The organism is Streptomyces sp. NPDC058955, from assembly GCF_042741435.1.
Lineage (GTDB): Bacteria > Actinomycetota > Actinomycetes > Streptomycetales > Streptomycetaceae > Streptomyces.
In genome coordinates, this window is sequence record NZ_JBHYKM010000049.1 from 25409 (window position 1) to 51077 (window position 25669).

31 protein-coding genes are annotated in these 25669 nt (G+C 72.8%); 20 read left to right on the plus strand and 11 right to left on the minus strand.

The features are described from left to right. Positions 1–99: 99 nt before the first annotated feature. Positions 100–1821, minus strand: coding sequence for a chitinase (locus tag ACFW1I_RS20025; RefSeq protein ID WP_384671609.1), 1722 nt, complete (start codon positions 1819–1821; stop codon positions 100–102). A 290-nt stretch (positions 1822–2111) separates the two neighbouring features. Between ACFW1I_RS20025 and ACFW1I_RS20030 the strand changes: the two genes are divergently transcribed. Genes ACFW1I_RS20030 through ACFW1I_RS20065 form a run of 8 tightly spaced genes read left to right on the plus strand, consistent with a single transcriptional unit; the run spans position 2112 to position 9034 of the window. After that, the gene (locus tag ACFW1I_RS20030) at positions 2112–2966 is read left to right on the plus strand and encodes a hypothetical protein (protein WP_384671611.1); all 855 of its coding nucleotides are present in this window, start codon (positions 2112–2114) and stop codon (positions 2964–2966) included. A gap of 22 nt (positions 2967–2988) precedes the next feature. Continuing rightward, on the plus strand, positions 2989–3699 hold the full coding sequence (gene cpaB / locus ACFW1I_RS20035; protein ID WP_384671614.1) for a Flp pilus assembly protein CpaB: 711 nt from the start codon (positions 2989–2991) through the stop codon (positions 3697–3699). Between the two features lie 9 nt (positions 3700–3708). Beyond that, the gene (locus ACFW1I_RS20040) at positions 3709–4968 is read left to right on the plus strand and encodes a CpaE family protein (protein ID WP_384671616.1); all 1260 of its coding nucleotides are present in this window, start codon (positions 3709–3711) and stop codon (positions 4966–4968) included. Between the two features lie 3 nt (positions 4969–4971). Beyond that, complete coding sequence (locus ACFW1I_RS20045; RefSeq protein WP_384671618.1) at positions 4972–5343, plus strand: TadE/TadG family type IV pilus assembly protein; 372 nt, start codon at positions 4972–4974, stop codon at positions 5341–5343. Continuing rightward, entirely contained in the window at positions 5340–5807 is a 468-nt protein-coding gene (locus ACFW1I_RS20050; protein WP_384671620.1) for a TadE/TadG family type IV pilus assembly protein, read from the plus strand. The genes ACFW1I_RS20045 and ACFW1I_RS20050 overlap by 4 nt, the downstream gene beginning before the upstream one ends. Then, the gene (locus ACFW1I_RS20055) at positions 5804–7159 is read left to right on the plus strand and encodes a CpaF family protein (RefSeq protein ID WP_384671623.1); all 1356 of its coding nucleotides are present in this window, start codon (positions 5804–5806) and stop codon (positions 7157–7159) included. The genes ACFW1I_RS20050 and ACFW1I_RS20055 overlap by 4 nt, the downstream gene beginning before the upstream one ends. 12 nt (positions 7160–7171) lie before the next feature. Continuing rightward, complete coding sequence (locus tag ACFW1I_RS20060) at positions 7172–8116, plus strand: type II secretion system F family protein (protein ID WP_384671625.1); 945 nt, start codon at positions 7172–7174, stop codon at positions 8114–8116. A 30-nt stretch (positions 8117–8146) separates the two neighbouring features. Then, positions 8147–9034 carry a DUF5936 domain-containing protein gene (locus ACFW1I_RS20065; RefSeq protein WP_384671687.1) on the plus strand — a complete coding sequence of 296 codons (888 nt, stop codon included), beginning with the start codon at positions 8147–8149 and terminating at the stop codon, positions 9032–9034. Positions 9035–9055: 21 nt separating this feature from the next. On the opposite strand, the gene ACFW1I_RS20070 is transcribed toward ACFW1I_RS20065, so the two are convergent. Further along, positions 9056–9280 (minus strand): hypothetical protein, encoded by a 225-nt coding sequence (locus ACFW1I_RS20070; protein WP_384671628.1) that lies wholly within the window; start codon positions 9278–9280, stop codon positions 9056–9058. Further along, positions 9280–9564, minus strand: a complete 285-nt coding sequence (locus ACFW1I_RS20075; protein ID WP_384671631.1) for a hypothetical protein — start codon at positions 9562–9564, stop codon at positions 9280–9282. Before ACFW1I_RS20075 ends, ACFW1I_RS20070 begins: the two co-directional genes overlap by 1 nt. A gap of 200 nt (positions 9565–9764) precedes the next feature. Here ACFW1I_RS20075 and ACFW1I_RS20080 point away from each other — a divergent pair, with 200 nt between their 5' ends. The 7 genes from ACFW1I_RS20080 (at position 9765) to ACFW1I_RS20110 (ending at position 13199) form a co-directional block, all read left to right on the plus strand. Then, on the plus strand, positions 9765–10019 hold the full coding sequence (locus tag ACFW1I_RS20080; RefSeq protein WP_384671633.1) for a GntR family transcriptional regulator: 255 nt from the start codon (positions 9765–9767) through the stop codon (positions 10017–10019). 129 nt (positions 10020–10148) lie between these two features. Beyond that, on the plus strand, positions 10149–10292 hold the full coding sequence (locus ACFW1I_RS20085; protein WP_384671636.1) for a hypothetical protein: 144 nt from the start codon (positions 10149–10151) through the stop codon (positions 10290–10292). Between the two features lie 96 nt (positions 10293–10388). After that, on the plus strand, positions 10389–10598 hold the full coding sequence (locus ACFW1I_RS20090; protein ID WP_384671638.1) for a Flp family type IVb pilin: 210 nt from the start codon (positions 10389–10391) through the stop codon (positions 10596–10598). Positions 10599–10639: 41 nt separating this feature from the next. Continuing rightward, on the plus strand, positions 10640–11254 hold the full coding sequence (locus ACFW1I_RS20095) for a hypothetical protein (protein WP_384671641.1): 615 nt from the start codon (positions 10640–10642) through the stop codon (positions 11252–11254). Positions 11255–11268: 14 nt separating this feature from the next. Then, the gene (locus ACFW1I_RS20100; protein ID WP_384671643.1) at positions 11269–11856 is read left to right on the plus strand and encodes a hypothetical protein; all 588 of its coding nucleotides are present in this window, start codon (positions 11269–11271) and stop codon (positions 11854–11856) included. Positions 11857–11865: 9 nt separating this feature from the next. Continuing rightward, entirely contained in the window at positions 11866–12516 is a 651-nt protein-coding gene (locus tag ACFW1I_RS20105) for an OmpA family protein (RefSeq protein WP_384671646.1), read from the plus strand. Positions 12517–12596: 80 nt separating this feature from the next. Beyond that, on the plus strand, positions 12597–13199 hold the full coding sequence (locus ACFW1I_RS20110) for a hypothetical protein (protein WP_384671649.1): 603 nt from the start codon (positions 12597–12599) through the stop codon (positions 13197–13199). Here the strand turns inward: ACFW1I_RS20110 and ACFW1I_RS20115 are convergent. The 6 genes from ACFW1I_RS20115 to ACFW1I_RS20140 form a co-directional block, all read right to left on the minus strand. After that, complete coding sequence (locus ACFW1I_RS20115; protein WP_384671652.1) at positions 13174–15270, minus strand: regulator; 2097 nt, start codon at positions 15268–15270, stop codon at positions 13174–13176. The genes ACFW1I_RS20110 and ACFW1I_RS20115 overlap by 26 nt on opposite strands. Continuing rightward, complete coding sequence (locus ACFW1I_RS20120; RefSeq protein ID WP_384671654.1) at positions 15242–15733, minus strand: hypothetical protein; 492 nt, start codon at positions 15731–15733, stop codon at positions 15242–15244. Before ACFW1I_RS20120 ends, ACFW1I_RS20115 begins: the two co-directional genes overlap by 29 nt. Positions 15734–15760: 27 nt before the next feature. After that, positions 15761–16672 carry a hypothetical protein gene (locus tag ACFW1I_RS20125; RefSeq protein WP_384671657.1) on the minus strand — a complete coding sequence of 304 codons (912 nt, stop codon included), beginning with the start codon at positions 16670–16672 and terminating at the stop codon, positions 15761–15763. A gap of 117 nt (positions 16673–16789) precedes the next feature. After that, entirely contained in the window at positions 16790–17134 is a 345-nt protein-coding gene (locus tag ACFW1I_RS20130; RefSeq protein WP_384671659.1) for a hypothetical protein, read from the minus strand. Between the two features lies 1 nt (position 17135). Continuing rightward, entirely contained in the window at positions 17136–17669 is a 534-nt protein-coding gene (locus tag ACFW1I_RS20135) for a DUF6232 family protein (RefSeq protein WP_384671661.1), read from the minus strand. A gap of 238 nt (positions 17670–17907) precedes the next feature. Then, positions 17908–18777, minus strand: coding sequence for an endonuclease domain-containing protein (locus ACFW1I_RS20140; RefSeq protein ID WP_384671663.1), 870 nt, complete (start codon positions 18775–18777; stop codon positions 17908–17910). 155 nt (positions 18778–18932) lie between these two features. Between ACFW1I_RS20140 and ACFW1I_RS20145 the strand changes: the two genes are divergently transcribed. Then, positions 18933–19322: a hypothetical protein gene (locus ACFW1I_RS20145; protein ID WP_384671666.1), complete on the plus strand. Its 390-nt coding sequence runs from the start codon at positions 18933–18935 to the stop codon at positions 19320–19322. Positions 19323–19377: 55 nt separating this feature from the next. Beyond that, positions 19378–20502, plus strand: coding sequence for a mannosyltransferase family protein (locus ACFW1I_RS20150; protein ID WP_384671668.1), 1125 nt, complete (start codon positions 19378–19380; stop codon positions 20500–20502). On the opposite strand, the gene ACFW1I_RS20155 is transcribed toward ACFW1I_RS20150, so the two are convergent. Beyond that, positions 20463–20867, minus strand: coding sequence for a DUF192 domain-containing protein (locus ACFW1I_RS20155; RefSeq protein ID WP_384671670.1), 405 nt, complete (start codon positions 20865–20867; stop codon positions 20463–20465). The genes ACFW1I_RS20150 and ACFW1I_RS20155 overlap by 40 nt on opposite strands. A gap of 29 nt (positions 20868–20896) precedes the next feature. Here ACFW1I_RS20155 and ACFW1I_RS20160 point away from each other — a divergent pair, with 29 nt between their 5' ends. Continuing rightward, entirely contained in the window at positions 20897–21634 is a 738-nt protein-coding gene (locus tag ACFW1I_RS20160) for a prepilin peptidase (RefSeq protein WP_384671673.1), read from the plus strand. Positions 21635–21991: 357 nt separating this feature from the next. Here ACFW1I_RS20160 and mgrA read toward each other — a convergent pair whose 3' ends face one another. Then, positions 21992–23029, minus strand: a complete 1038-nt coding sequence (gene mgrA, locus ACFW1I_RS20165) for an L-glyceraldehyde 3-phosphate reductase (protein WP_384671676.1) — start codon at positions 23027–23029, stop codon at positions 21992–21994. Between the two features lie 129 nt (positions 23030–23158). Between mgrA and ACFW1I_RS20170 the strand changes: the two genes are divergently transcribed. Next, complete coding sequence (locus ACFW1I_RS20170) at positions 23159–23920, plus strand: isoprenyl transferase (RefSeq protein WP_384671679.1); 762 nt, start codon at positions 23159–23161, stop codon at positions 23918–23920. A 305-nt stretch (positions 23921–24225) separates the two neighbouring features. Continuing rightward, complete coding sequence (locus ACFW1I_RS20175; RefSeq protein ID WP_031011293.1) at positions 24226–25551, plus strand: PhoH family protein; 1326 nt, start codon at positions 24226–24228, stop codon at positions 25549–25551. Positions 25552–25669 lie beyond the last annotated feature (118 nt).

Sequence of the window (25669 nt, forward strand, 5' to 3'; positions counted from 1 at the left end):
GCGGGGGGCCCCGACCGCGCCCCCGGGCGCGGGGGGGCGGCACCCGCGCCCCGGCGCCCCGGGGGGGCCCGCCGCCCCCGCGATGGGGGTCTCTCGCGGTTACGGCAGGCCGTGGACGTGCGGGCCGACCGCGTTCGACCAGGCGTTGCCGGCCGTCGCGTCCCAGTTGGTCGACCAGGTCATGGCGCCCCGCAGGGTCGGCCACGCCTGGGCGGGCTTGAAGGTGCCGCAGCCGGTCAGCTTCGTCAGGCAGTCGATCGCGCTGTTCACGACCGACGGGGCGACGTAGCCGCTGCCCGCGCCCCGCGTGGAGGCGGGCACGCCCAGGCCGACCTGGGACGGGTCGAGGCCGCCCTGGATCTGGATGCAGGCGAGCGCGGTGAGGAAGTCCACCGAGCCCTGGCTGTACACCTTGCCGTCGCAGCCCAGCATCGAACCGCTGTTGTAGTACTGGGTGTTGACCACCGTGAGGATGTCCTTCACGGCGAGCGCGGTCTTGAAGTACTCCGTGCCCGTGGACTGCATGTCGATGGTCTGCGGGGCCATCGTCAGGACCATCTGCGGACCCGCCAGGGCCGACAGCTGGCGCAGCGCCTTGGTCAGGTAGGTGGAGTTGATGCCGTGCTCCAGGTCGATGTCGACCCCGTTGAAGCCGTACTCCTGGAAGAGCGCGTAGGCGCTGTTCGCGAAGGCGGTGGCGCTGGCGTCACTGTTGATCGTGACGTTGCCCTTCTCGCCGCCGACCGAGATGATCACCGACTTGCCGGCCGCCTTCTTGGCCGCGATGTCGGCCTTGAAGTCGGCCACCGAGGCGTAGCCGACGGCCGGGTCGAGGTTGAAGACGATCTGGCCCGGCGTGGTCGTCGAGTCCGCGAACGAGACCGCGATAATGTCGTACGCGTCCTGGACGTCGCGGATCTTCTGCTTGGCGGCGCCGTTGTCGAAGTTCTGCCAGTAGCCGGTGACCGCGTGCTTCGGCACGGCCGGGCCGGGGCCGGGCGTGGTGGTCTTGGCCGTACGGGCGCTCACGGCGGCCGACTTGGCGGACTCGCCCGCCGTGTTGGTGGCCGCGACCTGGAAGGAGTACGCGGTGTCGGCGGCGAGCCCGGTGACCGTGGTGGAGGTGCCGGTCACGGTCGCGGCCAGCGTGCCGTCCCGGTACACCTTGTAACCGGTCGCGCCGGAGACCGCGTTCCAGCTCAGCGGGACCGCGCTGGTGGTGGGCGTGCCGGCGGCGAGCCCGGCCGGGGTGGCCGGGACGACCGGGTCGGGGTCCTGGCCGCCGCCCCCGTCGGGGCCGAAGACGCTCACGTCGTCCACGAAGTAGGCGGCGGTGCCGTACCACCCGTGGGTGAAGATCTCGACCGAGGTGGTCGAGGCGCCGGTGGTGAAGGTGGTGGTCAGCTGCTTCCAGGACGGCGAGTCCGGCGTCCAGGTGGAGACCGTGCCGGTGCCGGTCCCGGTGTTGTTGGCGCCGAGGTAGGCGTATCCGCCCTGGACCCAGGCGCTCAGCGTGTAGGTGGAGTTGGGCTTCACGGCGACGGTCTGCACGCACTTGGCGTTGTCGAGACCGGCGGGGGCGGCCTTGAGCGCGCCGGCCCCGGTCCGGACCGGGCTCGCGACGGCGGTGCCGCTGCCGGCGGAACAGGACCAGTTGGCCAGGCCGTTCTCGAAGCCCGCGTTCTTGGCGTTGTTGACGTCGGCGGCCAGGGCGGTGCCGGCGCCGCCGACCAGCGCGAGGCCGGATCCGACGGCCAGCGCGAGCGCTCCGCCGAGCCAGCGCCGGGCGGCCGGGCGGGGGGTGGTGCGGTCCACGTGCATCCTCCGGTGGGGGAGTCGGGAGCTGGAGGTGCCGTACGTCGTCGTACGGGGGAACTGCGGTCAGGGATGGGGATTCGGGAGGTGGCCACCACCGTCGTCGCACCAAGTTGGTCCAGACCAATTGTGTTGTCAATACCTATGGCAAGCGGAACCGAGACATCCGGCGTCCCAAGAGGAGGGCGGGAGTTGATGGATTGTGTGTTCACCACCCCGGTCCGCGTGGATAAGGTGCAGAACAGTCGTGACGTGCGCCTCATGGGGAAGGGGTGCGGGAAGACGGGGGGTCCGACGTGCCGACAGCGATCGCGGTCACCGGTGCCGATCTCGTGCTGCCGCCCACCGACCCCGGGACGCCCAACGCCGCCGTCCTCGCCGACCCCGGGGCCCGTACCCTCGACGACTCCGTCACCGAACTCCGGCGGCTCGTCGACCGCTTCGGGCACGTCCTCGTCGTCTGCCCGTCCGCCGCGCCGCCCGCCGTCGCCCACCGCCTCCACACCGTCCGCGGCCTGCTGGAGAGCGACCGGATCGCCCTGGTCAGGACCGACCTGCCGCCGCTCGGCGCCGCCGTCCTCGTCCGCCAGCTCCGGCAGCTCTCCGCCTGCGACTTCAGCCCCGGCGTCCTCGCCTCCGCCGCCCGGCTCCTCGCCCACTACATCTACGCCGGCGCCGTCCTCGGCTCCGTCTCCCGCCTCGACCGCGTCCCCGTCACCCTCGGCTCCCACCTCAAGAGCTGGCTCCCCGGCGCCCAGTTCGCCGTCCTCGCCGGACCCACCCCCCGGATCGTCCGCGTCGGCACCGACGAATCCGGCTTCACCGGACCCGAGTTCACCACCCGCCTGATCGTCGCCCGCGGCCAGCTCGCCACCGACTGGCCCACCACCCACCTCGCCCCCCGCTGGTCCGTCGCCGGCCCCGCCGAGGAGACCGCCCTGCCCGCCGGATCACCCGCCTGGTGGGGCACCCCGAAACTCGTCGAGTTCGCCGCCTACCTCCCCGACCTCCCCGTCCTCCACCAGCTCGTCGCCTCGGTACGCCGCGAGACCTGCCACTGGTGCGGCATGGACCTCATCGGCGACCGCTGCGGCTTCTGCGCCGCCCCGCTGACGACCGGCCTCCCGGCCCAGGCCGGACCGACCCGATGACCCCGACCCAGGAAGATCAGCCATGAACTCCCGCCAGCGCCGCGGCGTCATCCTGCTGCTGCTCTCCGTCCTCTGCGCCCTCGGCGCCTTCGCCGGCGTGCTCGCGGTCATCAGCGACGTGAACTCCAAGGTCGGGCCGGAGGCCACCGCGTACCGGGTCAAGGACGGGGTCGAGCCCTACGAGCCGCTCACCGTGAAGGACTTCGAGAAGATCTCGGTCCCGAAGCGCTGGCTGCCCGCCACCGCCGTCACCGACCTCGCCCAGATCAACGGCAGGATCGCCGTCACCCCGCTCAGGAAGGGCTCCCTCCTCCAGAGCGACATGATCGTCGCCCGCCCGGCACTGAAGCCCGGCGAGCAGGAGATCGCGATCATGATCGACGCGGCCACCGGCGTCGCCGGAAAGATCACCCCCGGCGCCACCGTCAACATCTACGCCACCTTCGAGGGCGAGAAGAAGGGCGAGCCCAGCCAGTCCCGGCTGCTCGTCGCCGACGCCCGCGTCATCGACGTCGGCGAACTCACCCCGATCGACCAGCGGAAGGCGGGCTCCCGCACCGCCGCCGAGGCCGTCCCGATCACCTTCGCCCTCTCGCCCCTCGACACCCAGCGCGTCGCCTACGCCGACACCTTCGCCGAGCGCGTACGCCTCGCCCTCGTCGCCCCCGCGGACGGCGCCCCCGCCCAGCCCGCCCCCGGCGACCGCACCTACACGCTCGACAAGGACAAGTGAGGCCCGGCCATGCCCACCAGGATCCTGCCGGCCGTCGGCGACCCCGACGCGGCCCGGGCCGTCGCCACCCTCCTCGGCCAGCTCCCGGACGCCGAACCCGCCCCGCCCGTCCCCGACTCCACCCAGCTCGTCGACACCCTCGCCCGGCTCGCCGCCGAATCCCTCGACGCGCTCCCCGAGGTCGTCCTCGTCCACGAGCGGATCGGCCCCGTCCCCGCCCTCGACCTCGTCCGCGAGGTCGCCCTCCGCTTCCCCGCCGTCGGCGTCGTCCTCATCACCGCCGACACCGGCCCCGGCCTGCTCTCCGCCGCCATGGACGCCGGCGCCCGCGGCCTCGTCACCCACCCCCTCGGCTACGAGGAGCTGGCCGGCCGCGTCCAGGCCGCCGCCCAGTGGTCCGCCGGCTTCCGCCGCCACCTCGGCGGCGGCGCCGCCGAACTCGCCGCCGGACCCGGCGGCACCGTCGTCACCGTCAGCCGCGCCCAGGTCGGCGTCGGCACCACCCTCACCGCCGTCCACCTCGCCCTCGCCGCCCGCGCCGCCGGCCGCACCGTCGCCCTCGTCGACCTCGACCTCCAGAGCGGCGACATCGCCTCCTACCTCGACGTCCAGTTCCGCCGCTCCGCCGTCGACCTCGCCGCCATCGCCGACATCTCGCCCCGCGTCCTCCAGGACGCCGTCTACGTCCACGAGACCGGCCTCTCCCTCCTCCTCGCCCCCGCCGAGGGCGAACGCGGCGAGGAGGTCACCGACCGCGCCGCCCGCCAGATCGTCAGCGCCCTCCGCGCCCGCCACGAGGTCGTCGTCGTCGACTGCGGCTCCCGCCTCGACAGCGCCAACGCCGCCGCCGTCGAGATGGCCGACACCGCCCTCCTCGTCACCACCCCCGACGTCATCGCCGTCCGCGCCGCCAAGCGCACGGTCCGCATGTGGGAACGGCTCCAGGTCCGCAAGGCCGAGGCGAGCATCGCCCTGGTGAACCGCCACTCCCGCGCCACCGAGATCCAGCCGCCCCTGGTCCAGAAGATCACCGGCACCCGGATCGCCGGCGTCACCGTCCCCGCCGCCTACAAGGAACTCCAGGCCGTCGTCGACGCCGGCCGCCTCCACGAACTCGACGCCCGCTCCACCGTCAAGCAGGCCCTCTGGACCCTCGCCGCCGAACTGGGCCTCACCGGCCCCCCGGCCGCCCCCGCCCCCGGCAAGCAGCTCGCCCGCGCCGGCGACCGCGGCTCGCTGGGGCTGCGGCGGCGCGGGGGAGGGCGCTGAGGCATGGGCGGACCGAGGGGGCGCGGAGACCGGGGCCAGGTGGCGCTGGAGTTCACCGGCATGGTCCCGCTGATCCTGCTCACCCTCGCCCTGCTCTGGCAGGTCGTCCTCGTCGGGTACGCCTACACCCTCGCGGCCAACGCGGCGGACGAGGCCGCCCGCGCCTGCGCGGTCGGCGGCGACGGCTCGGCGGCGGGCACCCGCCACCTCGGCGGGGCGTGGCAGGGGTCGGCCACGTGCAGCGGTCCGGCGGGCGGGATGGTCACCGCCGTCGCCCGGGTCGACGTTCCGCTCCTCTTCCCCGGCACCGCGGGCTTCACCCACGCCGAGGCGACCGCGGGAGCGGTCTACGAGGGGACGGAGGGCACCCCGTGAGGCAGACGAGGGTGGGGAAGGGCACGGGGCTGCCGGGCCGTACGGGCCTGCGGGGCGACGCCCCTCGGAGTCGTACACGATCTTCTTCCGTCCGCGGGGACCGCGGCCAGGTCGCCCTCGAATACCTCGGCTTCCTGCCCATCCTGCTGATCGTCGGCCTCGCCGGGCTCCAGCTCGGACTGGCCGCGTACGCGGCGCAGCAGGCGGGCACGGCGGCGCGGGCCGCCGCCAGGGCCGCGACCAGGGACGTGGCGCCGGGGGAGGCGCCGATCGATCCCGGGGCGGCCGCGGAGGCGGCCGTGTCGGGCTGGATCGATCTCAACCTCGAACCCGGCGGCGGGGGCGGGGAGTACACCGCCACCGCCGTCGTCAAGATCCCGCAGGTCGTCCCGTTCTGGGACCTCGGCGAGGTCAGGAAGTCCGCCACCATGCCCCTGCCCGCATCGCCCGAGGAGGGGCCATGAGCCTGCGCGCCCGCATCCACCACTCCGGCGACGACCCGCGCGCCCTCGGCGCCGCCGGCGGCCGGGAGGACGGGCATCTCGTCGCGTCCTTCCGGGCCAAGCTGCTGGAGGAGATCGACCTCACCGAGATGTCCGCGCTGGCGGCGGCCGAGCGCCGGGCCCGGCTCGAACGCGTCCTCGGGCACATCATCAGCCGCGAGGGCCCGGTGCTCTCCACCGCCGAGCGCGGCCGGCTGATCCGCCGGGTCGTCGACGAGGCCCTCGGCCTCGGCGTCCTCGAACCGCTCCTCGAAGACGCCTCGATCACCGAGATCATGGTCAACGGCCCCGACCAGATCTACATCGAGCGCGGCGGCCGGGTCGAGCTGCTCCCGCTCCGCTTCGCCTCCCACGACCAGCTGATGCAGACGATCGAGCGGATCGTCTCCACGGTCAACCGCCGGGTGGACGAGTCGAATCCGATGGTCGACGCCCGTCTCCCGTCCGGCGAGCGCGTCAACGTGATCATCCCGCCGCTCTCCCTCACCGGCGCCACGCTCACCATCCGCCGCTTCCCCCGCGCCTACACCCTCCACGAGATGATCGGCCTCGGCTCGCTCGACGAGCAGATGCTGCTGCTCCTCTCCGGCCTGGTCCAGGCGAAGTTCAACATCATCGTGTCCGGCGCCACCGGCACCGGGAAGACGACGCTCCTCAACGCCCTGTCCGGGCTGGTCCCGGACGGCGAGCGGATCATCACCATCGAGGACTCCGCCGAGCTCCAGCTCCAGCAGTCCCACGTCATCCGCCTCGAAGCCCGCCCGCCGAACATCGAGGGCCGCGGCCAGGTCACCATCCGCGACCTGGTCCGCAACTCGCTGCGGATGCGCCCCGACCGGATCATCGTCGGCGAGGTCCGCGGCGGCGAGACCCTCGACATGCTCCAGGCCATGTCCACCGGCCACGACGGCTCCCTCGCCACCGTCCACGCCAACTCGGCCGAGGACGCGCTGATGCGGCTCCAGACCCTCGCCTCGATGTCGGAGGTCAAGGTCCCCTTCGAGGCGCTGCGGGACCAGATCAACAGCGCCGTCGACGTCCTCGTGCAGCTCACCCGGCACCCCGACGGCACCCGCCGGGTCACCGAGATCGCGATCCTCGCCTCGCACGGCCGCGAGCGCTTCCTCCTCGCCACCGTCTGCCACTTCCAGGCCGAACCGCTCTCCGCCGACGGGCGGGTGCACGGCCGTTACGCGCACCACCCGCTGCCGCGCCGGGTCGCCGAGCGCCTCTACATGGCCGGGCAGCCGATACCGCCGGCGTTCGGCGTGGCAGCCGACGACACCCAGCTCGCCGTTCGAGAAGCCACATAGGAGGGCTGGCCCGTGATCACCGATCCCTTCTGGCTGACGACCGGAGCGGCGCTGCTCGCCTGCGTCCTCGGCGTCGTCGGCGTGCAGGTGTACGCGAACGGGGCGCGGCGCCACGCGGCGCTCGTCGCCCGCCTCGACGACACGGCCGCGCCCGAGTCGACCGGCCGCCGCCGGCGCCGCTTCGCGGCCCTGGACCGGCGGGTCCGGGCCACGGCCCTCGGCCGCAACCTGGAGCGCCGGATCGCCGCGACCGGGCTCGACGTGACGCCGGGCGAGTTCACGGCCGCTCTGGCGGCTTCGGTCGCGATCCTGTGGATCGTCGGCCAGGCTGCCCTCTCCCCGTTCTTCGGCCCGATCTGCGGCCTGCTGGGGATATGGGTGGCCCTCGGCTACCTCAACTGGCAGCGGCAGAAGCGCATCGAGCGCTTCATCAACCAACTCCCGGAACTCTCCCGCATCCTGGCCAACGCCACCCAGGCCGGCCTCGCCCTGCGCATGGCGATCAGCCTGGCGGCGGACGAGATGGAATCCCCGGCGGGCGACGAACTGGAGAAGGTGGCCCAGCAGTTGGCGGTCGGCACGCCCCTGGACGACGCCCTGGAGGAACTGGCGGAACGCCTCCCGTCCCGCGAACTCGTCGTCCTCGTCACCACGTTGGTCCTGGCGAACCGGGCGGGCGGCACGGTCGTCTCCTCCCTCCGCAACCTCACCGAGACGCTGGAGCAGCGCAAGGAGACCCGGCGCGAGGTCCGCACCCAGCTCTCCCAGGTGAGCATGACGGCGTACGCGGTCCCCGTGATCGGCTTCGGCTCGCTCCTCCTCATCGACAACATGCAGCCGGGCGCCCTGGACCGGATGACCGGATCGCCGCTGGGCCAGGGCGCGGTGATCGTCGCCTGCGCGCTGTACGTCCTCGGCTTCGCCGTCATCCGCCGCTTCTCGAAGATCGACGTGTAGGGGCCGGTGCCGCAGATGACGGACAGCATGCTGGAACTCGCCATCGCCCTCCTCGCGGGCCTCTCCGTCGCCGGCTTCGCGTACGGGCTCCGCCTGTACCGCGCCGACGCCCGCCTCCCCGACGACCTCCGGCTCGCCCTGGAGGTCGGCGCCACCCGCACCGGCGCGGTCGACTCCGCCGTGGACCGCCTCGGCATGCGCTGGTCCCCGTCGGTCCTGCGCTGGATGGGCCCGAAGCGGGTCGCCGCCGTCCGCCGCCGCATCGACCTGGCGGGCAACCCCGGGGGCCTGACCATCGACCGCTACGGCGCGCGGCGCGCCGTCTACGGCTTCCTCGGAGGCCTGGGCGGCCTGCTGATGCTGACGAGAGGCTCGTACGTCACGGCGGCCCTCCTCTTCGCCTTCGGCGCCTTCTGGACGGAGGTCGGCATCTGGTCCGCCGTCCGCATCCGCAAGGACCAGATCGAACGCACCCTCCCGGACTTCCTCGACGTCCTCGCCGTCGTCGTCTCGGCGGGCCTCGGCTTCCGCCAGGCGCTGGAGCGGGTCGCCGACAAGTACTCGGGCCCCTGGTCCGACGAACTCCGCATCACCCTGCGCCAGATGGACATGGGCGTCACCCGCCGCCAGGCGTTCGACGAACTCCGCCGCCGCAACGACTCCGAACAGGTCGCCCAGTTCGTCACCGCGCTCCAGCAGGGCGAGGAACTGGGCGCGCCCATCGTCGACACGCTGATCCAGATCGCGGAGGACATGCGCCGCACGGACGCCCAGAACGCCCGCCGCAAGGCGGCGAAGGCCGTCCCCAAGGCGACGATGGTCATCACGACGCTGATGGTCCCGGCCACGATGATCCTCCTCGGCGCAGGCCTCTTCCTGGGCACGGGCACGGACCTGGGGTCGATCGCGGGGGAGTGAGCGGGGCCGGGTCGGGCCGGGTCAGTCGCCGCCGCCCCGGTTCTCGAAGAGTTCCAGCACGTCCGGCAGGGACGGGTAGTGCGGCGCGCACTCCGGGCAGGCGTAGACGTTGAACCCGGGCCCGGAACTCTGATGCACCTCGGCGGCGACGACCGGCTCCTCGGTGATGGCGCAGCAGCGCACGCACATCCGCACGGGCCGGCGAGCGGGTCCCGCGGCAGCGCGTGGCGTGGAGTCGGAGTCCATCACGCCACCCCCAGCCCGTGCAGGTCCCGGGTGTCCAGATCGATCCCGAAGTCCGCGGCAAGGACGAGCGCGAGCCGCCGCTGCCGCTGCCGGGCCCGCTCCTTCCGCCGCTCGTCGGCGAGGAGGTAGGGCCGGACGAGGGGCGTTGCGCTTCCGTCGAGCGGGAGGTCGTGGCCGTGGGGGGAGCGGGGGGAAGGGAGCGGGGCGGGGCGGCTGTACGTCGACGGGCTCGCGGCCGGCTGTGGTGCGGTGCGGGCTGGAAGGTGACTGGATACGGGCCTCACCCATGGGATGAGGGCGCGGATAAGCTGCAACATGTCGACCTGCTTCTTTCCAGGTTGGCCACGCCCCGGGAGTCCTGGCCGACTCGCCGGGGCCCTTCTTTCGGCAGATTAGCTGATGCCGGAAGCTGCCGACAGTGGACGGCAGTGGTTGACAGTTGTCGACGATGCGCGAACGTTGTCGGACGCTTATGTTCGATTGCGTGACAGAGCAGATCAATCCCGGTGCCGCCGCCTACCACTACGAGCAGCTCGCGAGGATCCTTGAAGGCAGGATCCGGAGCGGGGAGTTCCCGGCGGGGGTACGCCTGCCCGGCGAGCTGGTCCTCTCCCAGGAGTACGGCGTCGGCTCCAACACCGTCCGTCGAGCCCTCGACATCCTGCGCGAGCGGGAGCTGATCGTGACCGTGCGCGCGAGGGGTTCCTTCGTGGCGGAGCGACTGCCCGAAGCCGACTGACGTACGGGCGCCCACACCCCTCGCCACAGCTCCGCAACTGTCTCGATCTCACCTCAGGTTGACGATCCCCCTTCGCGCAGGCAACCGCATGTGACAGAGTGCTGACCGAGTGTGGGAGGGGTGTACGTGATGGATGCGATCGCCGAAAGCCTGAACAGCCTGCGTGCCGACGCGACGCGCCGCATCACCAAGGGCCGCGTCTTCGTCCAACTCTGCACCCGCACAAGCGCCGAGGCCATAGCCTCCTGGCTGGGCACCAGGCCCACCCGATGACCCGGGCCCGTACCAGGGCCCACGGGTACGGCACGCCGTCCCGCTGGCCGGCGGACCGCGCCCGAGCGCAGGCGTCTGAACGCGGAGGGGACCACGATGTACGACGCGATGCTGAAGGCTCTGACGAAGGCGCGGCTGCACCTGGCCGCCCGGGGCGACCGGGGGCAGACGGCGGTGGAGTATCTGGGGATCATTGTGGTGGTGGTGGCGATCGTGGTGGCCATCACCGGAACCGATATCGGCTCGTCGATCTTGAACGCTATTACGGACAAGATCACCGAACTTACAGGCGGCGGTGGCGAGTAGGGAGCGCTGCGGCCGACAGAGGTCAGGCGTTTCCCGCTTACGTGGCCGTAGTTGCAGGACTGCTCTTTCTGGCCTTCGTCTACTTCGCCGTCGGGCAGGCAGCAGTACTTCGAAACGGCGGTCAGACTGCAGCCGACGCGGCAGCGCTGGGGGCTGCGCAGGATGCGCGTGAACAACTCCGGGACAGTTGGCTCGATGTGATGGGTGATACGAGTCAGTGGCAGCCATTTCTCCAGGGCAGGGAGTACGACGAAGATCGGGCCTGTCAGAGGGCCATGGCGTTCGCGTCCCTCAATGATGCTGAGCTCCTGCCTGAAGACTGCGTCCCGGTGGATTTCGGTTTCTCTGTGACAGTCCAGACTGTGGACACCGTTGGCGACTCGATCGTCCCAGGTGCGGACGAACAGCGGGCCACGGCCACGGCATCCGCGGTGGTGGAGCCGCTGTGTTCGTTCGAGCCGCCCGAACCAGGCACTGACCCGCCCACTGAACCGGATCCCTCCAGCTCGCCACCTGGAGAACCCGAGGAGGAGGACCCTGGCCCAATCAAGGGGCTCATCTGTGATGGCGAGGCGTGGGAGATCGACCCGGAGGACCCCACCCTTCCAGGGGTCGATGACCTCTTCCGTGTTCGACTGACTGGCGACGACGAGTAAAGGAAGCGCTCTTCATGAACGTCTCGTACGTGAGAGGGGGGTTGATCGCCCTCGCTGTGACAGCCTCTTTGGCGGTCACAGGCTGTGGAGCTGATGCCGCTCCCAAGGCGGCAGACAAGCCGGCAACCGCGACGCAGCAATCCCAGCAGTCAGCACCACCGTCGGAGGGCGAGCAGCCGGCCGAGCAGCCGGCCGAGGAGCCGGTGGAGACCCTGGTCCTGATCAAGGGAAGGAAGGGCATCGAACTCGCCATCCAGTCCGCAGAGCGTGATGCAGGTGGGTTTCTCACGATCAAGGGGCGTCTCTCGAACTCCTCGGGCTCAGCGGTGACGCTGCCTGCGGAAATGAGGGGTGATGAGACCGAGGTCGTGAAGCACGGCAAGTCCCTTGGGGGCGCAACCCTCATCGACTCCGCCGGCAAGAAGCGCTACTACGTCCTCCGCGACACGGACGGGCGCCCGCTGACCACCACAGGTCTCGACAGCCTCGGCCCCGGCAAGTCCACCGCCGTCTTCATGCAATTCCCCGCACCCCCCGCCTCCACCACCGAGGTCTCCTTCCAGTTGCCCACCTTCGAACCCGCCACCCTCAAGCTCTCCTGAGGCGCTGTCATGACAACGACGACGACAACGACGGCAGGACGACGACGCAGACTGGCCGCGCTGGCCACCGTGGCGGTCATCACGGTCTGCCCTCTCGGAGGCGGTGGCGGTACGGCGTATGCCGACGATCCGCCCGGTAGCACCACCTCCTCCCCGCCCCCCGCCATCGACTCCAACTCTCCCAACCTGATGCTCCCGGACGGGGCGCAGCTCGCGCCCGCCAAGGTGTTGGACATCAAGCAGATCGTCGAGGAGGAGGGCGGCGAGCAGCGGCGTGAGGACACGAACGTGGACGTGACGTTCGCGCTGCAGGCCGAGGTGCTGTTCGCCAAGAACAGCGCCAAGCTCAGCCCCGCCGCCACCGCGCGGATCCGCGCCATCGCGGGGGAGGTGCGGACGCAGGGGTCCGGGCGGGTGCGGGTGTTCGGGTTCACCGACAACCTCGGGTCGTACGAGCACGGGCTCAAGCTCTCCAAGGAGCGGGCCGTCGCCGTGCAGCAGGTGCTCGCGCGCGAGCTGGATCCGGGGACGGCGTACGACATCCGCGGGTACAGCGAGGACTACCCGATCGCCGACAACCGCACCGAAGAGGGCCGGAAGAAGAACCGGCGGGTGGAAATCTCCTTCCCGCGGACCGCACCCCCCGCCGCCGCCCCCTGATCTCGGGGCCGCCGCCCGGGCACGCTCCCGGGCGGCGCGGGCGGCCGTCGGCCCCGGCGGCACCGGCATACTGGCCCGCCATGGGCACCTCATACGGCGGCGGCGTTCCCTCCTTCACCCTCCACCACACCGACCCCGAGGCCGGCCGCAGCCGGACCGGGCCGCAGCCCTCCTGGGCCGGGGTCGTACCAGGGCTCGGGAACGTGGAGTTGCGGTACGGCGCCGCCCTCGAACGGAGCAGCGCGTTCCGGCAGTTCTCCGTCAGCGGCGAGCTGATACCGCCCGCCGTCTTCAGCGGCATCAACTACGCGCAGATGCCGCTGCCGTCCCGCCCGCGTCTGCAGGTCGGACCGCACACCGGCACCGTGAGCCGCCGCCGCAGCGGGCTGTCCCGGGACGGCCGCGCCCTGCGGATCGGGCTCGCCGAGCGGGCGTACCGCTACCGCCAAGGGTCCACCAAGTGCGTCCACGAGCTGCTGCGGCCGGGCGTCCTCGTGCGGGTCGCCCGGGACGACTGGTACCGGCCGCTGCGGCTCGACGTGCAGGCCGAGGGGCCGGCCGACGCCGTCGACCTGTCCCTCGCGCTGGTGCTCCAGGGCGTCTACACCCGGCACCTCTCCCAGGGCGGGCGCTGGTTCTCCTTCCCCTTCCGGATCCTCAACCGTCTGCCGGACGGGTTCTGAGCTCTTCCGCCGCCAGCTGGGCGCTCTTGATCGCGGCCCTCTCGTCGGGGTGGCTGCCGTGCGTGCGGAAGTGGTCGGCGGCCCGTACGTGGGCGGCCACCGCCTCTGCGGGGCGGCCGGCTTCGCGGAGGGCGTGGCCGAGGTGGTCCAGGGCCATCGCCTCGGCGTGGCGGTCGTGCGACGCGTGGTGGGCACCGAGCGCCCGGGCGTGCGCCGCGGCCGCCTCGTCGTAGCGGCCGGCCTCGCGGAGGGTGAGACCGAGGGCGTCGAGCGCTCTGCCCTCGCCGCCGGGGTCCCGGAGCGTCCGGTAGGCGTCCGCGGCCTCGATGAGGGTCGCGGCGGCCACGTCGACGAGTCCTCGCGTGCGGGCCGTGTGCCCGCGCTCTTCGAGCTCTCGCGCCTTGCTGCGGGGCCGGGGCTTCGTCGCGGCGGCCGGCATCGTCCGGCTCAGGCCGTACCCGCAGTCCGCAGCCGCCAGTGCGTGCTCTTCGGCGACTGCCACCGTGCCGCGGAGCGCCGGCTTCGCCGCCTGGAGCGCCGCGGCCACGACGTACTCGTCCGCCGCGTGGGTGTCGTGGAGGTGGCGGCTCTGGCGCAGGTAGAAGGAGAGGGCGGTGGCGAGGCGCAGGGCCGTGTGCGGTGCTTCGGAGGTGGCGAGGGCGATCGCGGAGACGAGGTTGGGGCGCTCGGCCTCCAGCCACGCCAGCGCGGCGGCACGGTCCGGGAAGCGGGCGGTGGGGCTGTGGGCGGCGGCGCGCAGGTGGAGGTCGGCGGCCTCGCACGAGTTCAGGTAGTACCCCAGCAGCCGGTCCCGGGCACCCCGCTCGTCCCGGACCGGGCGCAGCTCCGACGCGTACAGCCGCAGCAGGTCGTGCATGCGCCAGCGGCCGGAGCGGGGCGGGTGTTCGCCGAGGAGGCAGGAGCGGGCGAGGGCGGCCAGGCCGGCGCGGGTCTCGCGGGCGGGGCGGCCGGTGAGGGCGGTGGCGGCCTCGGTGGAGACGTCGGGGCCCGGGTTGAGGGACAGCAGTCGGAGGAGGCCGGCCTCCGGTTCCCGCAGCCGCCGGTACGAGAGGTCGAAGGCGGTGCGGACCGCGAAGGCGCGGCCGTCGCCGTCCTCGTACCGCAGCTCGCCCAGCCTCCGCCCCGCGTCGGAGAGTTCGTGGGCGAGGGAGGCGATCCGCAGGCCCGGGTCGTACGTCAGGAGCGCGGCGGCGATCGTCAGGGCCAGCGGCAGCCGCCCGCACTGGGCGGTCACCCGCTCCAGTGCCTCGGGCTCCTCCGCGGCGCGCGGGTCGTCGGGGTCGACCTGGGCGAGGGCGGTGGCGATCAGGGCGGCGGCCGACGGGGTGTCGAGTTCACCGAGGGGGAGGAGGCGGGGGCGGAAGTCGGGGGCGGTCAGGGCGTCGCGGGAGGTGGCGAGGAGCCGGTGGCCGGGGTGGGCGGGGACCAGGGGGAGGAGCTGCCCGGCCGACGAGGCGTCGTCGGCGACGATCAGCACCGCCCCGCCGTCCGCCGCCCGGCGGGCCAGCTCCGACCGGTACAGCGCGGCCTGTTCCTCGGGCGTCGGCGGCAGGTCGGCGTCCCGGACGCCCAGTGCCCTCAGCAGCGCCTCCAGCGCCTGGGCGGCGTCGACCGCGCCCGTCGGGGCGTAGCCGCGGAGCCGGACGAAGAGCGTCCCGCCGGGGAAGAACCCGAGGCCGACGGCCCGGTGCGCGGTGTGCAGGGCCAGCGCGGTCTTCCCGACGCCCGGCAGACCGGTCACCACCGTCACCGCCGGCCCCTCCGGGCCCAGGTGCTTCAGGAGTTCGGCGGTCCTTTCCTCCCGGCCGGCCAGCGCCGGCGCCGGGTCCGGGGGGAGGGCGGCGAGGGCGCGTGGGGCGGGGCCGCCGCCCGGGGCCCAAACGTTCTGGGTGATGGTCTGGTCGCGGAGGGCCTGGTAGATCCGGCCGTCGTCGGACGCCTGCGCCCACTGCCGGACGCGCTCGGGGGCGTACGGCTCCCGGTCGTGCCGGTCGCCGCCGTACGGTTCCCGCTCCACCGCCTCAGGACCCGTCGACGTGCTGGTCGCCACCGGACTGGACGATCCGCCCTCGCCCGGACGCCTGCGCGCGCTGCTCCACCTGGTGGGGCGGGTCCCCGGCGCCGCCCGTGCCCTGCGGCGGCAGGTGGCCGCCGGTCTGGGTGACGCTCGCCTCCCCGCTCGCCTCCGCGTGCTGCTCCACCTCCGTGGCGCCGCCGCCGGTCTGCGTGACCTGGGCGTCGTCGGAGGCCGTGGCGGTCTGGGTGACCCTACGGGGAGGGGCCGGGGGTACGGGAGCGGGCGCGGGCTGCGGCTGTTCGCGGCCGGCCCACCAGCCGAGCCCCGCCAGGACCGCCGTGCCCGCGACGGCGCCGAAGGCGAGGGCCGTGTCCAGCCGGGCCCCGTCCTCCTGCGGGAGCCAGCCCCACGGCAGCGCCCGTACGACGGCCACGGACAGCCCGAACGTCACCAGCGCCGCGATCCCGGCGACCGTCCACCGCACCGCACGAGACATTGCCGTCCCCTTCTTCTCCTGCTGCTCTCAGCCCTTCGGCTTCCAGAGGGTGACCTTCAGGGAGATCTGGGTCGGCGGATCGGCGACCCCGCCCTTATTGCCCCCGATGAAGCCGGTGATCGTGACACGGGCGACGTTGCCCTGGTCCGTGAGGATGCAGAACACCGTCTGCGCGGGCAGAGTCCATTCGTACATCTCCGCTTTGGTGAAGCCGCCGACCTGCGCCGACCTCGCGCAGTCCTCGGCCTTCTCCGACGGGTCGGTGGGCTGGAGCTGCGCGGCGTTGCGGCCGTTGCGCAGAGTCAGATAGCCGAAGGAGGTGTTCTCGTACGTCAGGTCGGCCGCGACGGGGACGCCGGACTGTGCGGCCTTGTCCTTCTCCGCGTCCCATTCGTCGTCGGAGTAGCGGCGGGTGGCCGGCACGTCGAAGTCGATCGATCCGACATCGCTCCCGGGGGGCAACCCCAGCGACATCGCCTGGTCCTGGTAGAAGACCTCGTACGTCCGCGAGGCCGGCGGCGCGGAGGCGTCGGTCGCGCCGCCGGTCGCCGTCTCCGTGGCCGTCGGCGTCTGCGAGGGCGTCTCGCCGGTCGCGTCCGACTCCTCGGTGGGCGTGGGTTCCTGAGTCTTCGTCGGGTCCTGCGTCGGATCCTGGGTCGGATCCTGGGTCGGGGACTGCGTCGTGATCTGCGAGGCCGGGGGCTTCGCGTCCCCCGCGCCCTTCCCGTCGCCGGAGGAGAGCAGGGACGGCAGGATCGCGGCGGCCAGGGTGGACACGCCGACGATCACGGCGCCGATGACCGTGACCTTCCCGCCCTCGCTCAGGTTCCCGTACCACCCTCGACGCGGCGGGTGCGGCGGCTGCGGGGGCGGTGGCCCGGCCGGTGAACCCAGGTACGAGTGGGGCGTGTTGTTCGGTGGCGTGGGTGCCGTGGACACCTGTGCTCCTTGCTCCTCAGGGCGGCGATCGCGCGTGGCCCACGGACTTTACCGCGCGTGGCCTGGAACCTCCGTCCGGTCACCGTGCCACCGGACGGAGGCCCCTGGTCAGGGAGTTCAGGCGCCGAGCGCGGCCAGCACGGCCTGCACGGCGGCCACGACCGGGCCGCCGACCGCGCCCACGAGGGCGGCGATCCCGGCGATCCGGGTGAGCGGGCCCTCCAGTTCGGCGCGCGGGGCGGCGGGGTCGAGGCCCGCCGCGGCCTCGTCGAGCTCCGCGCGGCGCGTGTCGTCGAGGTGGGTGCGGAGTCCTTCGATGGCCGAGCGGAGGTCGTCGAGGGCGGTCGCGGGGGTGGCGGCCGCGCCCACCGTCTTGCCGCCGGCGACGATGTCGCCGGAGCCGGTGTGGCTGGCCTTGCCGATGTTGCCCGAGCCGTACTGGTGGATCTGATCGCTGCTCATGTCACCCTGCCTGGATGTTGCCGCGGCCGAAGTGGTTGGCCTGTCCGATGTTGCCCGTGCCGTACTGCTGGATGAGGTCGCCGGCGACGGCGTGCTCCACATTGAAGATCATCTGCGCCTGGCCGGGGGTGCTGATGGCCTTGGTGATCTCCAGGACGAGGTGGTCGATCTCGTGCTTCTGGGTGCTCCAGACGGTGTCCCGCTGGGTGCCGGCCGTGTTCACGATCAGGCCGTAGAGCACCGGGAGATCGGGCTGCCGGACCTTGACGACGAGACGCCAGACCATCAGGGCGGCGATGGCGACCACGACGACGTAGGCGACGGTCTCCTTCGTGGCCTGGGCGAGCGCCCCGCCGATGCCGAGGACGAGCCAGATGCGGAAGATGCCGACGAAGAGGTCCTTGCCGATCTTCTTCTTCACGGGCACGAGGCGGCGCTGTCCCACGTGCGAGATGTTCCGCAGGGGGTACGCGTCACCGCCGACCCATAAGGACCCGGTGTGGATCTGCACCTCTACCGGGCTGTGGCGAGACATTCGCTTTCCCCTTTCCCCAGGAAACCGGTGCTTCACTCTAGCGGAGCAACGGGCGGGTCCAGCGGGGCGAAAACCAAGCTGTGACATGCGAATTGACGGATCCGGACCGGCTTGCGCGCGGGCGCACGCGCCCACCTCCGGGGCGCCCGCGCGCGGCGTGTGATCCTCCGTCAGGGCCGCCCGGATCCCGCCCGCGCGCCCGCGTGCTCGCGTGCTCGCGTGCCCCCCGCGCCCGCGCTCAGCGCGTGAGGTCAGCCAGCGCCGCCCGGATCTCGGCGATCATCCCGGCCGGGGCGGTGAAGACCTCCCGGGCGGTGAAGCGCAGGACCCTGCGGATCCCGGGGCAGGACTGGAGGGCGTTGAAGCGGGCGATGTCGCGCTCGTGGGCCCGGCGCGTGCCGTGGTAGGCGAAGCCCTCGACCTCCACCACCAGTCCCGCCTCCCGGAACAGGAAGTCCGGTCGGAGGGGATGGCCCGCGGGCGTCCGCAGCAGCGGCTGGCACTCCGGGAAGAGGGCCGCGTCGGCCATCCGCAGCCGGGCCACCGTCTCCGCGGGCGACCCCGCGGCCGGCTCCGCCAGCCGGAGCCAGGCGCGGGCGCGCGGCGCCCCCGGGCGGCGGACGGCGAGCTGCGCGGCCAGCTCCTCGTACCGGACCAGGGGCCCTCTGCGTACCCCCTCCACCTTCCGCGCGGACATTGCCGAGTCGGCCACCACCACGGCCTCCTCTCTGCTCGCGGACGCCCGTATCAGGTCCGCGACCGTCCGCGCGGCCGTCGTCACGCGCAGGCCCCGGCGCAGGCAGACGTCCTCCGGCGGGAGCGAGGCCCGCGAGCCGGGAGGGGCCGGCATGCCCGTCAGGAACTCGATCCGGTGCAGCCGGGCCGCCGTGCCGTGTCGGCAGACCCGGTGCGGGCGCAGCAGCTGGAGCGCGGTCTCCCGGACCCGCCAGTCCGTCTCCTTGCCCGGCGCCGCCCACGCGCCCCGGCAGATCCGCTGCCAGCCGTCCCGCCGCAGGCGCGCGGCGAGCCGGCCCGGCGGCCAGCCCGCCGCGAGAGCCCGGACGGTGAGGAGCACCCCGCCCCGGGCGAGGATCGACAACTCGTACATACGCCCAACGATCCACGGACGAGGGACACTTCGCACCCCCTGTGGAAAACCCGGCGAAAGTTGTCCCCAGGAAACCGCAAAAGTGTCCGCCGAGGGTTTCGGGGGAGGAGCATTCTGGACGGAACCACCACAACGCTTCCGGGGCAGGGCCGCCGATGCAGCAGCACACCAGACCTCAGACCGACGCTCCTTCGACCGCCGGCGAACAACTCGTCCACGACCTCCTCACGCACGTCCCGGCGTTCCGCGCCGCGTACGAGAGCCACGTCTTCCGGCAGGGCGGGATCCTGCCGCACGTCTTCTTCTGGGACGTCGTCCAGGGGACCGTCCGCTCCTTCCTGGCGGAGGAGGCGGAGCCCGACTGGCGCCGCACCCTCGACTTCCTGGAGGAGCAGATCCGGCGCGGCGACACCGTCGTCGACGAGGTGATCGTGACCTCCTTCCTCGGCGACCTGCCGTCCCCGCAGGAGCCCGGCCACGGCATCGTCGGACAGCTCGGCCCGGTCATGGCCGCGAGGTTCGGCCGCATAAGGCCCCGGGGCTGACCAGCGCTTCCCCTCCGGCACCTCGGACCATCCGCCACCTCGGATAATCGTCCGCATGTCCGCGCCCGCCACCGGCCCCAGCCGCCCCCGTCCCCGGCCCTCCCCGCTCCTCCTCGCCCTCGGCGGCTACGCCGTCACCCGGCTGGTCGGGCTCGCCGTCCTCGCCGGCGCCGCGGCCGCGACCGGGAAGGACGGCTTCCACCGGCTGAGCGGGCGCTGGGACTCGGTCTGGTACGTCCGGATCGCCGAGCACGGGTACGGGTACCAGGTCACGCTCCCGAACGGGGACGTCCACTCCGACCTGGCGTTCTTCCCCCTGCTGCCCGCCCTCGAACGGGCCCTGTCGGCCGTCTCGCCGCTGGACGCCGCCGGGGCCGGGCTGCTGGTCTCCTGGACGGCGTCGCTGGCCGCCGCCTGGGGGATCTTCCGCTGCGGCGAGCACGTCGTCTCGGCCCGCGCCGGGGTGCTGCTGGCGGTGCTGTGGGGCGTGTACCCGACGGCGTTCGTGCAGTCGATGGCGTACACGGAGACGCTGTTCACCGCGTTCGCCGCCTGGTCGCTGTACGCGGTGCTGCGCGGGCGGTGGATCCTCGCCGGGCTGCTCTGCGCGGGCGCCGGACTCACCCGGCCCACCGCCGCCGCGCTGATCGCCGCCCTCGGCGTCACCGCCGCCGTCACCCTCGTACGGGAGCGGCGGCTGCCCCTCCGCACGCTCGCCGGGGTGCTGCTCGCGCCGCTCGGCTGGCTCGGGTACGTCGTGTACGTCGGCGTCCGCGAGTCGAGCGCCACCGCGTACTTCGACGTCCAGGCCGCCTGGGGCAACTCCATCGACGGCGGCGTCGCCCTCGCCCGCTTCATCGCCTCCTTGCCCCGGCCCGCCGCGCTCGGCCTCTGCGCCGCCCTCGCCCTCCTGGCCTGGCTGGTCGTGCTGTGCGTGCGGCAGCGCCAGCCGCTGCCGCTGCTCGTCCACACGGTCGGCGTCGTCGTGGTGTCGCTGGTCGGCGCCGCGTACTTCGGCTCCCGGCCGCGCCTGATGATGCCCGCCTTCGGGCTGCTCCTGCCGCCCGCCGCCGCGCTCGCCCGCCTCCGCACCGGCACCGCCGCCACCGTCCTCGCCGCGCTCGCCCTGGCCTCCGCCGGCTACGGCGCCTTCACCCTGCTGGGCTCGGGACCGCCCTGACCGGGAGCCGGTCCGGCCGTCACCGTCACTCGCGTCCCCGGCCGCAGCCCCCACTCCGCCATCGCGCCCGCCTCCGCCTCCAGGACGTGCCGGGCGCGGAGCCGCAGCGCCCCGAGCCGGCCCGGGCGCAGGGTGACCACGGACAGCACCCGCAGCTCCCGGTCCAGGTGGGCGACGTCGATCGGGAAGCCCATGCCGAAGGTGTGCACGCTGTTCGCCGGGGTCAGGAGCATCGCCCCCGCGATCCCGTCCCGGCCCAGCAGCCCGCGCCTTCGCGCCCGGTACGAGGCCGCGACCTCCACCGGCACCACCGCGCCGCCCGGCACCGTGAGCGTCCCCGTCCCGTCCCGCCAACTCCGCCCCATGCGCCCGACCTTAGACCTAAGGTCGGGCCGTGTACCCGTCGCTGATCGTCCTCGCCGCCCTGTGGGGCGCCGCCGTCGGGCTGCTCGTGCCGCGGGCCGCGTACCGGCTCTCCGTGGAGCCCGAGGAGCCGTGGCGGGAGCGGTGCCCCGCGGGGCACCGGCTCGCCGGGCCGGCCGGCGGATGGCTGGGCGGGCCCGGCCGGGCCGGCTGCGCGACGACGCCCGCGCCGTACGCCGTGCCGCTGCTGACCGCGCTGGTCTGCGCGCTGCTCGCCGCCGCCACCGGCGGGCCCCGGCCGGAGCTCGCCGTCTGGCTGCTCGCCGCGCCCTTCGGCGTGCTGCTCGGCTGTGTCGACGTCCGGGTGCAGCGGCTGCCCGACGGGCTGACCCTGCCGCTCGCGCTCGCCGTGCCGCTGCTGCTCGGGGCCGCCGAACTCCTCCCGTACGACGCCGGGTCCTGGCCCCACGCGCTGCTCGGGGCGGTCGCGCTCGGCGGCGGCTATCTCGCGCTGCACCTCATCAGCCCGCAGGGCCTCGGCTTCGGCGACGTGAAACTCGCCCTGCCGCTGGGCGCCGCCCTCGGCTGGTACGGCTGGGGCGTCCTGTTCACCGGAGCCTTCCTGGGCTTCCTGCTCGGCGCGGGATACGGCTTCGGGCGGGTCCTGCTCGGCCGCGCGGGCCGCTCCTCCGCGATCCCGTTCGGCCCCTTCATGCTCTCCGGCGCCCTCCTCGGGCTCGCCCTCGGCGCCTTCACCGCCCTGCCCTGAGCACCGGCGGGCCCCGGCTCCGCAGCGCCACGACGCCGTCGCGGAGCGCCACTCCACCCGCGTCCACCAGCGGCGGCGTCAATGCGGGGCGTTCCCCCGTCGGAGGGACGGAACTCCGCCGCCACGCCGGGGCGCAAACCCGCCACGGGGGCCCGGAACCCTTGGGGCGCTTGGGATCCGGGGAATTCCGGCCGCTTCGTTCGGCGCACGTGGCGCGCGACCCGACTAACGAAGGGTTATGGTGGAACCCCCCCCTCGGGCCGGTCCGTATCCCCCCCACGGACCGGCCCGTTTTCTTTCCCCGTTTCCTTCCCTCCCCCCCCGTGCCTCCTCCGGAGCCCCGGGCCCCGGAGGGCGTCAGCCCCGGCGGGCCCAGATGTTGGTGCCCTCGGTGTCGACGGCGAAGGAGTCGATCTCCTTCAGCTCCGTGTCCGTGAGCGGCGCGGAGGCCAGCGCCGCCACGTTCTCCTCCAGCTGCCCGACGCTCGACGCGCCGATCAGGGCCGAGGTCATCCGGGGGTCGCGCAGCACCCACTTCAGCGCCAGCTGGGCCAGCGACTGCCCGCGCCGCTCGGCGATCGCCGCGAGGCCGCGGAGCCGGCGCAGCACCTCGTCGGAGAGCAGGTTCGGGTCGAGGGACTTGCCCTGGGTGGCGCGGGAGCCCTCCGGGATGCCCTTCAGGTACTTGTTGGTGAGCAGGCCCTGGGCCAGCGGCACGAAGGAGATGCAGCCCATGCCGGCCGTCTCCAGGGTGTCGAGCAGGCCGTCGTCCTCGATCCAGCGGTTGATCATCGAGTACGAGGGCTGGTGGATCAGGGCCGGGACGCCCATCTCCTTCAGCAGCCGCGCGGCCTCGGCGGTCTGCTCCGCGTTGTACGAGGAGACGCCGACGTACAGCGCCTTGCCCTGCTGGACCGCGGAGGCGAGCGCCCCCATGGTCTCCTCCAGCGGGGTCTCCGGGTCGAAGCGGTGCGAGTAGAAGATGTCGACGTAGTCGAGGCCCATCCGGTTCAGGGAGGCGTCGAGCGACGACAGCAGGTACTTGCGGGAGCCCCACTCGCCGTACGGACCCGGGTGCATCTCGTACCCCGCCTTGGTCGAGACGATCAGCTCGTCCCGGTACGGCGCGAAGTCCTGGGCGAAGATCTTGCCGAAGTTCAGCTCGGCCGAGCCGGGCGGCGGACCGTAGTTGTTCGCCAGGTCGAAGTGGGTGACGCCGAGGTCGAAGGCGCGGCGCAGGATCGCCCGCTGCGAGTCGAGCGTGCGGTCGTCGCCGAAGTTGTGCCAGAGACCGAGGGAGACGGCGGGGAGCTTGAGCCCGCTGCGGCCCGAGCGGCGGTACTCCATGGAGTCGTAGCGCTCCGCGGCGGCGCGGTAGAGGGGGGATTCAGTCACGTATCTCTGCTTATCACGGACCTGTGACACAGCCGTACGGAGTTGTGACGGTCCCGGACTGGGACCCTTCATCCGACCGCAGTAGTGTGGCGGCTTGCGAACCGCCCGCCCATGGAGGGGTAAAGAACAGTGAACCTGCGCGACCTGGTGTACGGGCTCTACGCACGCCGGGTGGAAGGCCGTCTCGACCACGACCAGGTGCCCAAGCACATCGGCGTCATCCTCGACGGCAACCGTCGCTGGGCCAAGGCCTCCGGCGGGACCCCCGAGCAGGGACACAAGGCCGGCGCGGACAAGATCCAGGAGCTGCTCGGCTGGTGCGCCGAGACGGACGTCGAGGTCGTCACCCTCTGGATGCTCTCCACGGACAACCTGAACCGCCCCGAGGAGCAGCTTGTCCCGCTGCTCGGCATCATCGAGAACGCCGTGCGCGCGCTCGCCGCCGACGGCCGCTGGCGGGTGCACCACGTCGGCACCATGGACCTGCTGCCGGCCAGGACCCAGACGGTCCTCAAGGAGGCCGAGGAGTCCACCCGCACCAACGCCGGGATACTGGTCAACGTCGCCGTCGGCTACGGCGGCCGGCAGGAGATCGCGGACGCGGTCCGCTCGCTCCTCCTCGACCACGCCGAGCGCGGCACCAGCTTCGAGGAGCTGGCGGAGACCGTCTCCATCGACCTCATCTCGGAGCACCTGTACACGCGCGGGCAGCCCGACCCGGACCTGGTGATCCGCACCAGCGGCGAGCAGCGCCTGTCCGGGTTCATGCTGTGGCAGAGCGCCCACTCCGAGTACTACTTCTGCGAGGTCCACTGGCCGGCCTTCCGCAAGGTCGACTTCCTGCGGGCGCTGCGCGACTACGCCGCCCGGCACCGGCGCTACGGCACCTGAGGCCCGTCCCCCTGCCGGAACAGGGGTCCCGGGGGAGTCACCGGACGTTCATGAACACGCCGTCATATGCCGTGGCATGGCAAGGAGTGTTCGAGGGAATAAGCCTGGTGAAGTGAGCGGCACGGAGACCGCCACCCGGGAGGCCCCTTGCACCAGGACGACCGTGCGGGACAAGCACGGGAGAAGCGGAGGGCCGGTGTTCGGCCCGCGCTGGGCGGTCCGATCCCGGTCCCATTCCGCCGCGACAACGGTGATTCCGTCGCACCCCGGCCTTTTTCGGGTCTTCAGAGGGGGTCTGTCCTTCCGTGGTGACCAGCACGAAGCGCCGTCTTTCCGACCGGCGCACCTATGTTCTCGACACCAGCGTCCTGCTCGCCGACCCCAAGGCGATGTCCCGCTTCGAGGAGCACGAGGTCGTGCTCCCCATCGTGGTGGTGACCGAGCTGGAGGCGAAGAGGCACCACCCCGAGCTCGGCTACTTCGCCCGCCAGGCGCTGCGCCTGCTGGACGACTTCCGGGTCCGGTACGGCCGCCTGGACGCCCCCCTGCCGATCGGGGACCTCGGCGGCACGCTGCGGGTCGAGCTCAACCACTCCGACCCCGGTGTCCTGCCGGCCGGCTACCGGCTGGGCGACAACGATTCCCGGATCCTCGCGGTCGCGCGCAACCTCCAGGCGGAGGGGTACGACGTCACAGTCGTCTCCAAGGACCTGCCGCTGCGCATCAAGGCGTCCTCGGTGGGCCTGCTCGCCGAGGAGTACCGCGCCGAGCTCGCCATCACGGACGCCAACGGCTGGACCGGGATGTCCGAGCTGAGCCTCTCCGCCGAGCAGATCGACCTCCTGTACGACCAGGAGCGGTTGTACGTGCCGGAGGCGTCCGAGCTGCCCGTGCACACCGGTCTGGTGCTGCAGTCGGAGCGCGGCAAGGCGCTCGGCCGGGTCGGCGCCGACGGGAACGTGCGGCTGGTCCGCGGCGACCGGGAGGCGTTCGGGATCCGGGGCCGCAGCGCCGAGCAGCGGATCGCGCTCGACCTGCTCCTCGACCCGGAGGTCGGGATCATCTCGATGGGCGGCCGGGCCGGCACTGGCAAGTCGGCGCTCGCGCTCTGCGCGGGCCTGGAGGCGGTCCTGGAGCGCCGGCAGCACCAGAAGGTGATGGTCTTCCGTCCGCTGTACGCGGTCGGCGGCCAGGACCTCGGCTATCTGCCGGGCAGCGAGTCGGAGAAGATGAGCCCCTGGGCGCAGGCGGTTTTCGACACGCTCTCGTCGGTCGCCGGGCGCGAGGTGATCGAGGAGGTGCTGTCCCGGGGGATGCTGGAGGTCCTGCCGCTCACCCACATCCGGGGCCGCTCGCTCCACGACGCCTTCGTCATCGTCGACGAGGCCCAGTCCCTGGAGCGGAACGTGCTGTTGACCGTTCTGTCCCGTATCGGGGCGAATTCGCGGGTGGTCCTCACCCATGACGTGGCCCAGCGGGACAACCTGCGGGTGGGGCGGTACGACGGAGTCGTCGCCGTGGTCGAGAAACTGAAGGGGCATCCGCTCTTCGCGCACGTCACCCTGACCCGCTCGGAGCGGTCCCAGATCGCGGCCCTGGTCACCGAGATGCTGGAGGACGGCCACCTGTAGGTCCGATTCGTACCGTTTGGCTCCCGTACGGGAGTTGGGGGGGGGGGCGGCCCCGCGGCGTGCTCGCACGAGGGGGGGCCCCCCCACCCGCCCCACCAGACACAAAACCAACAACGAG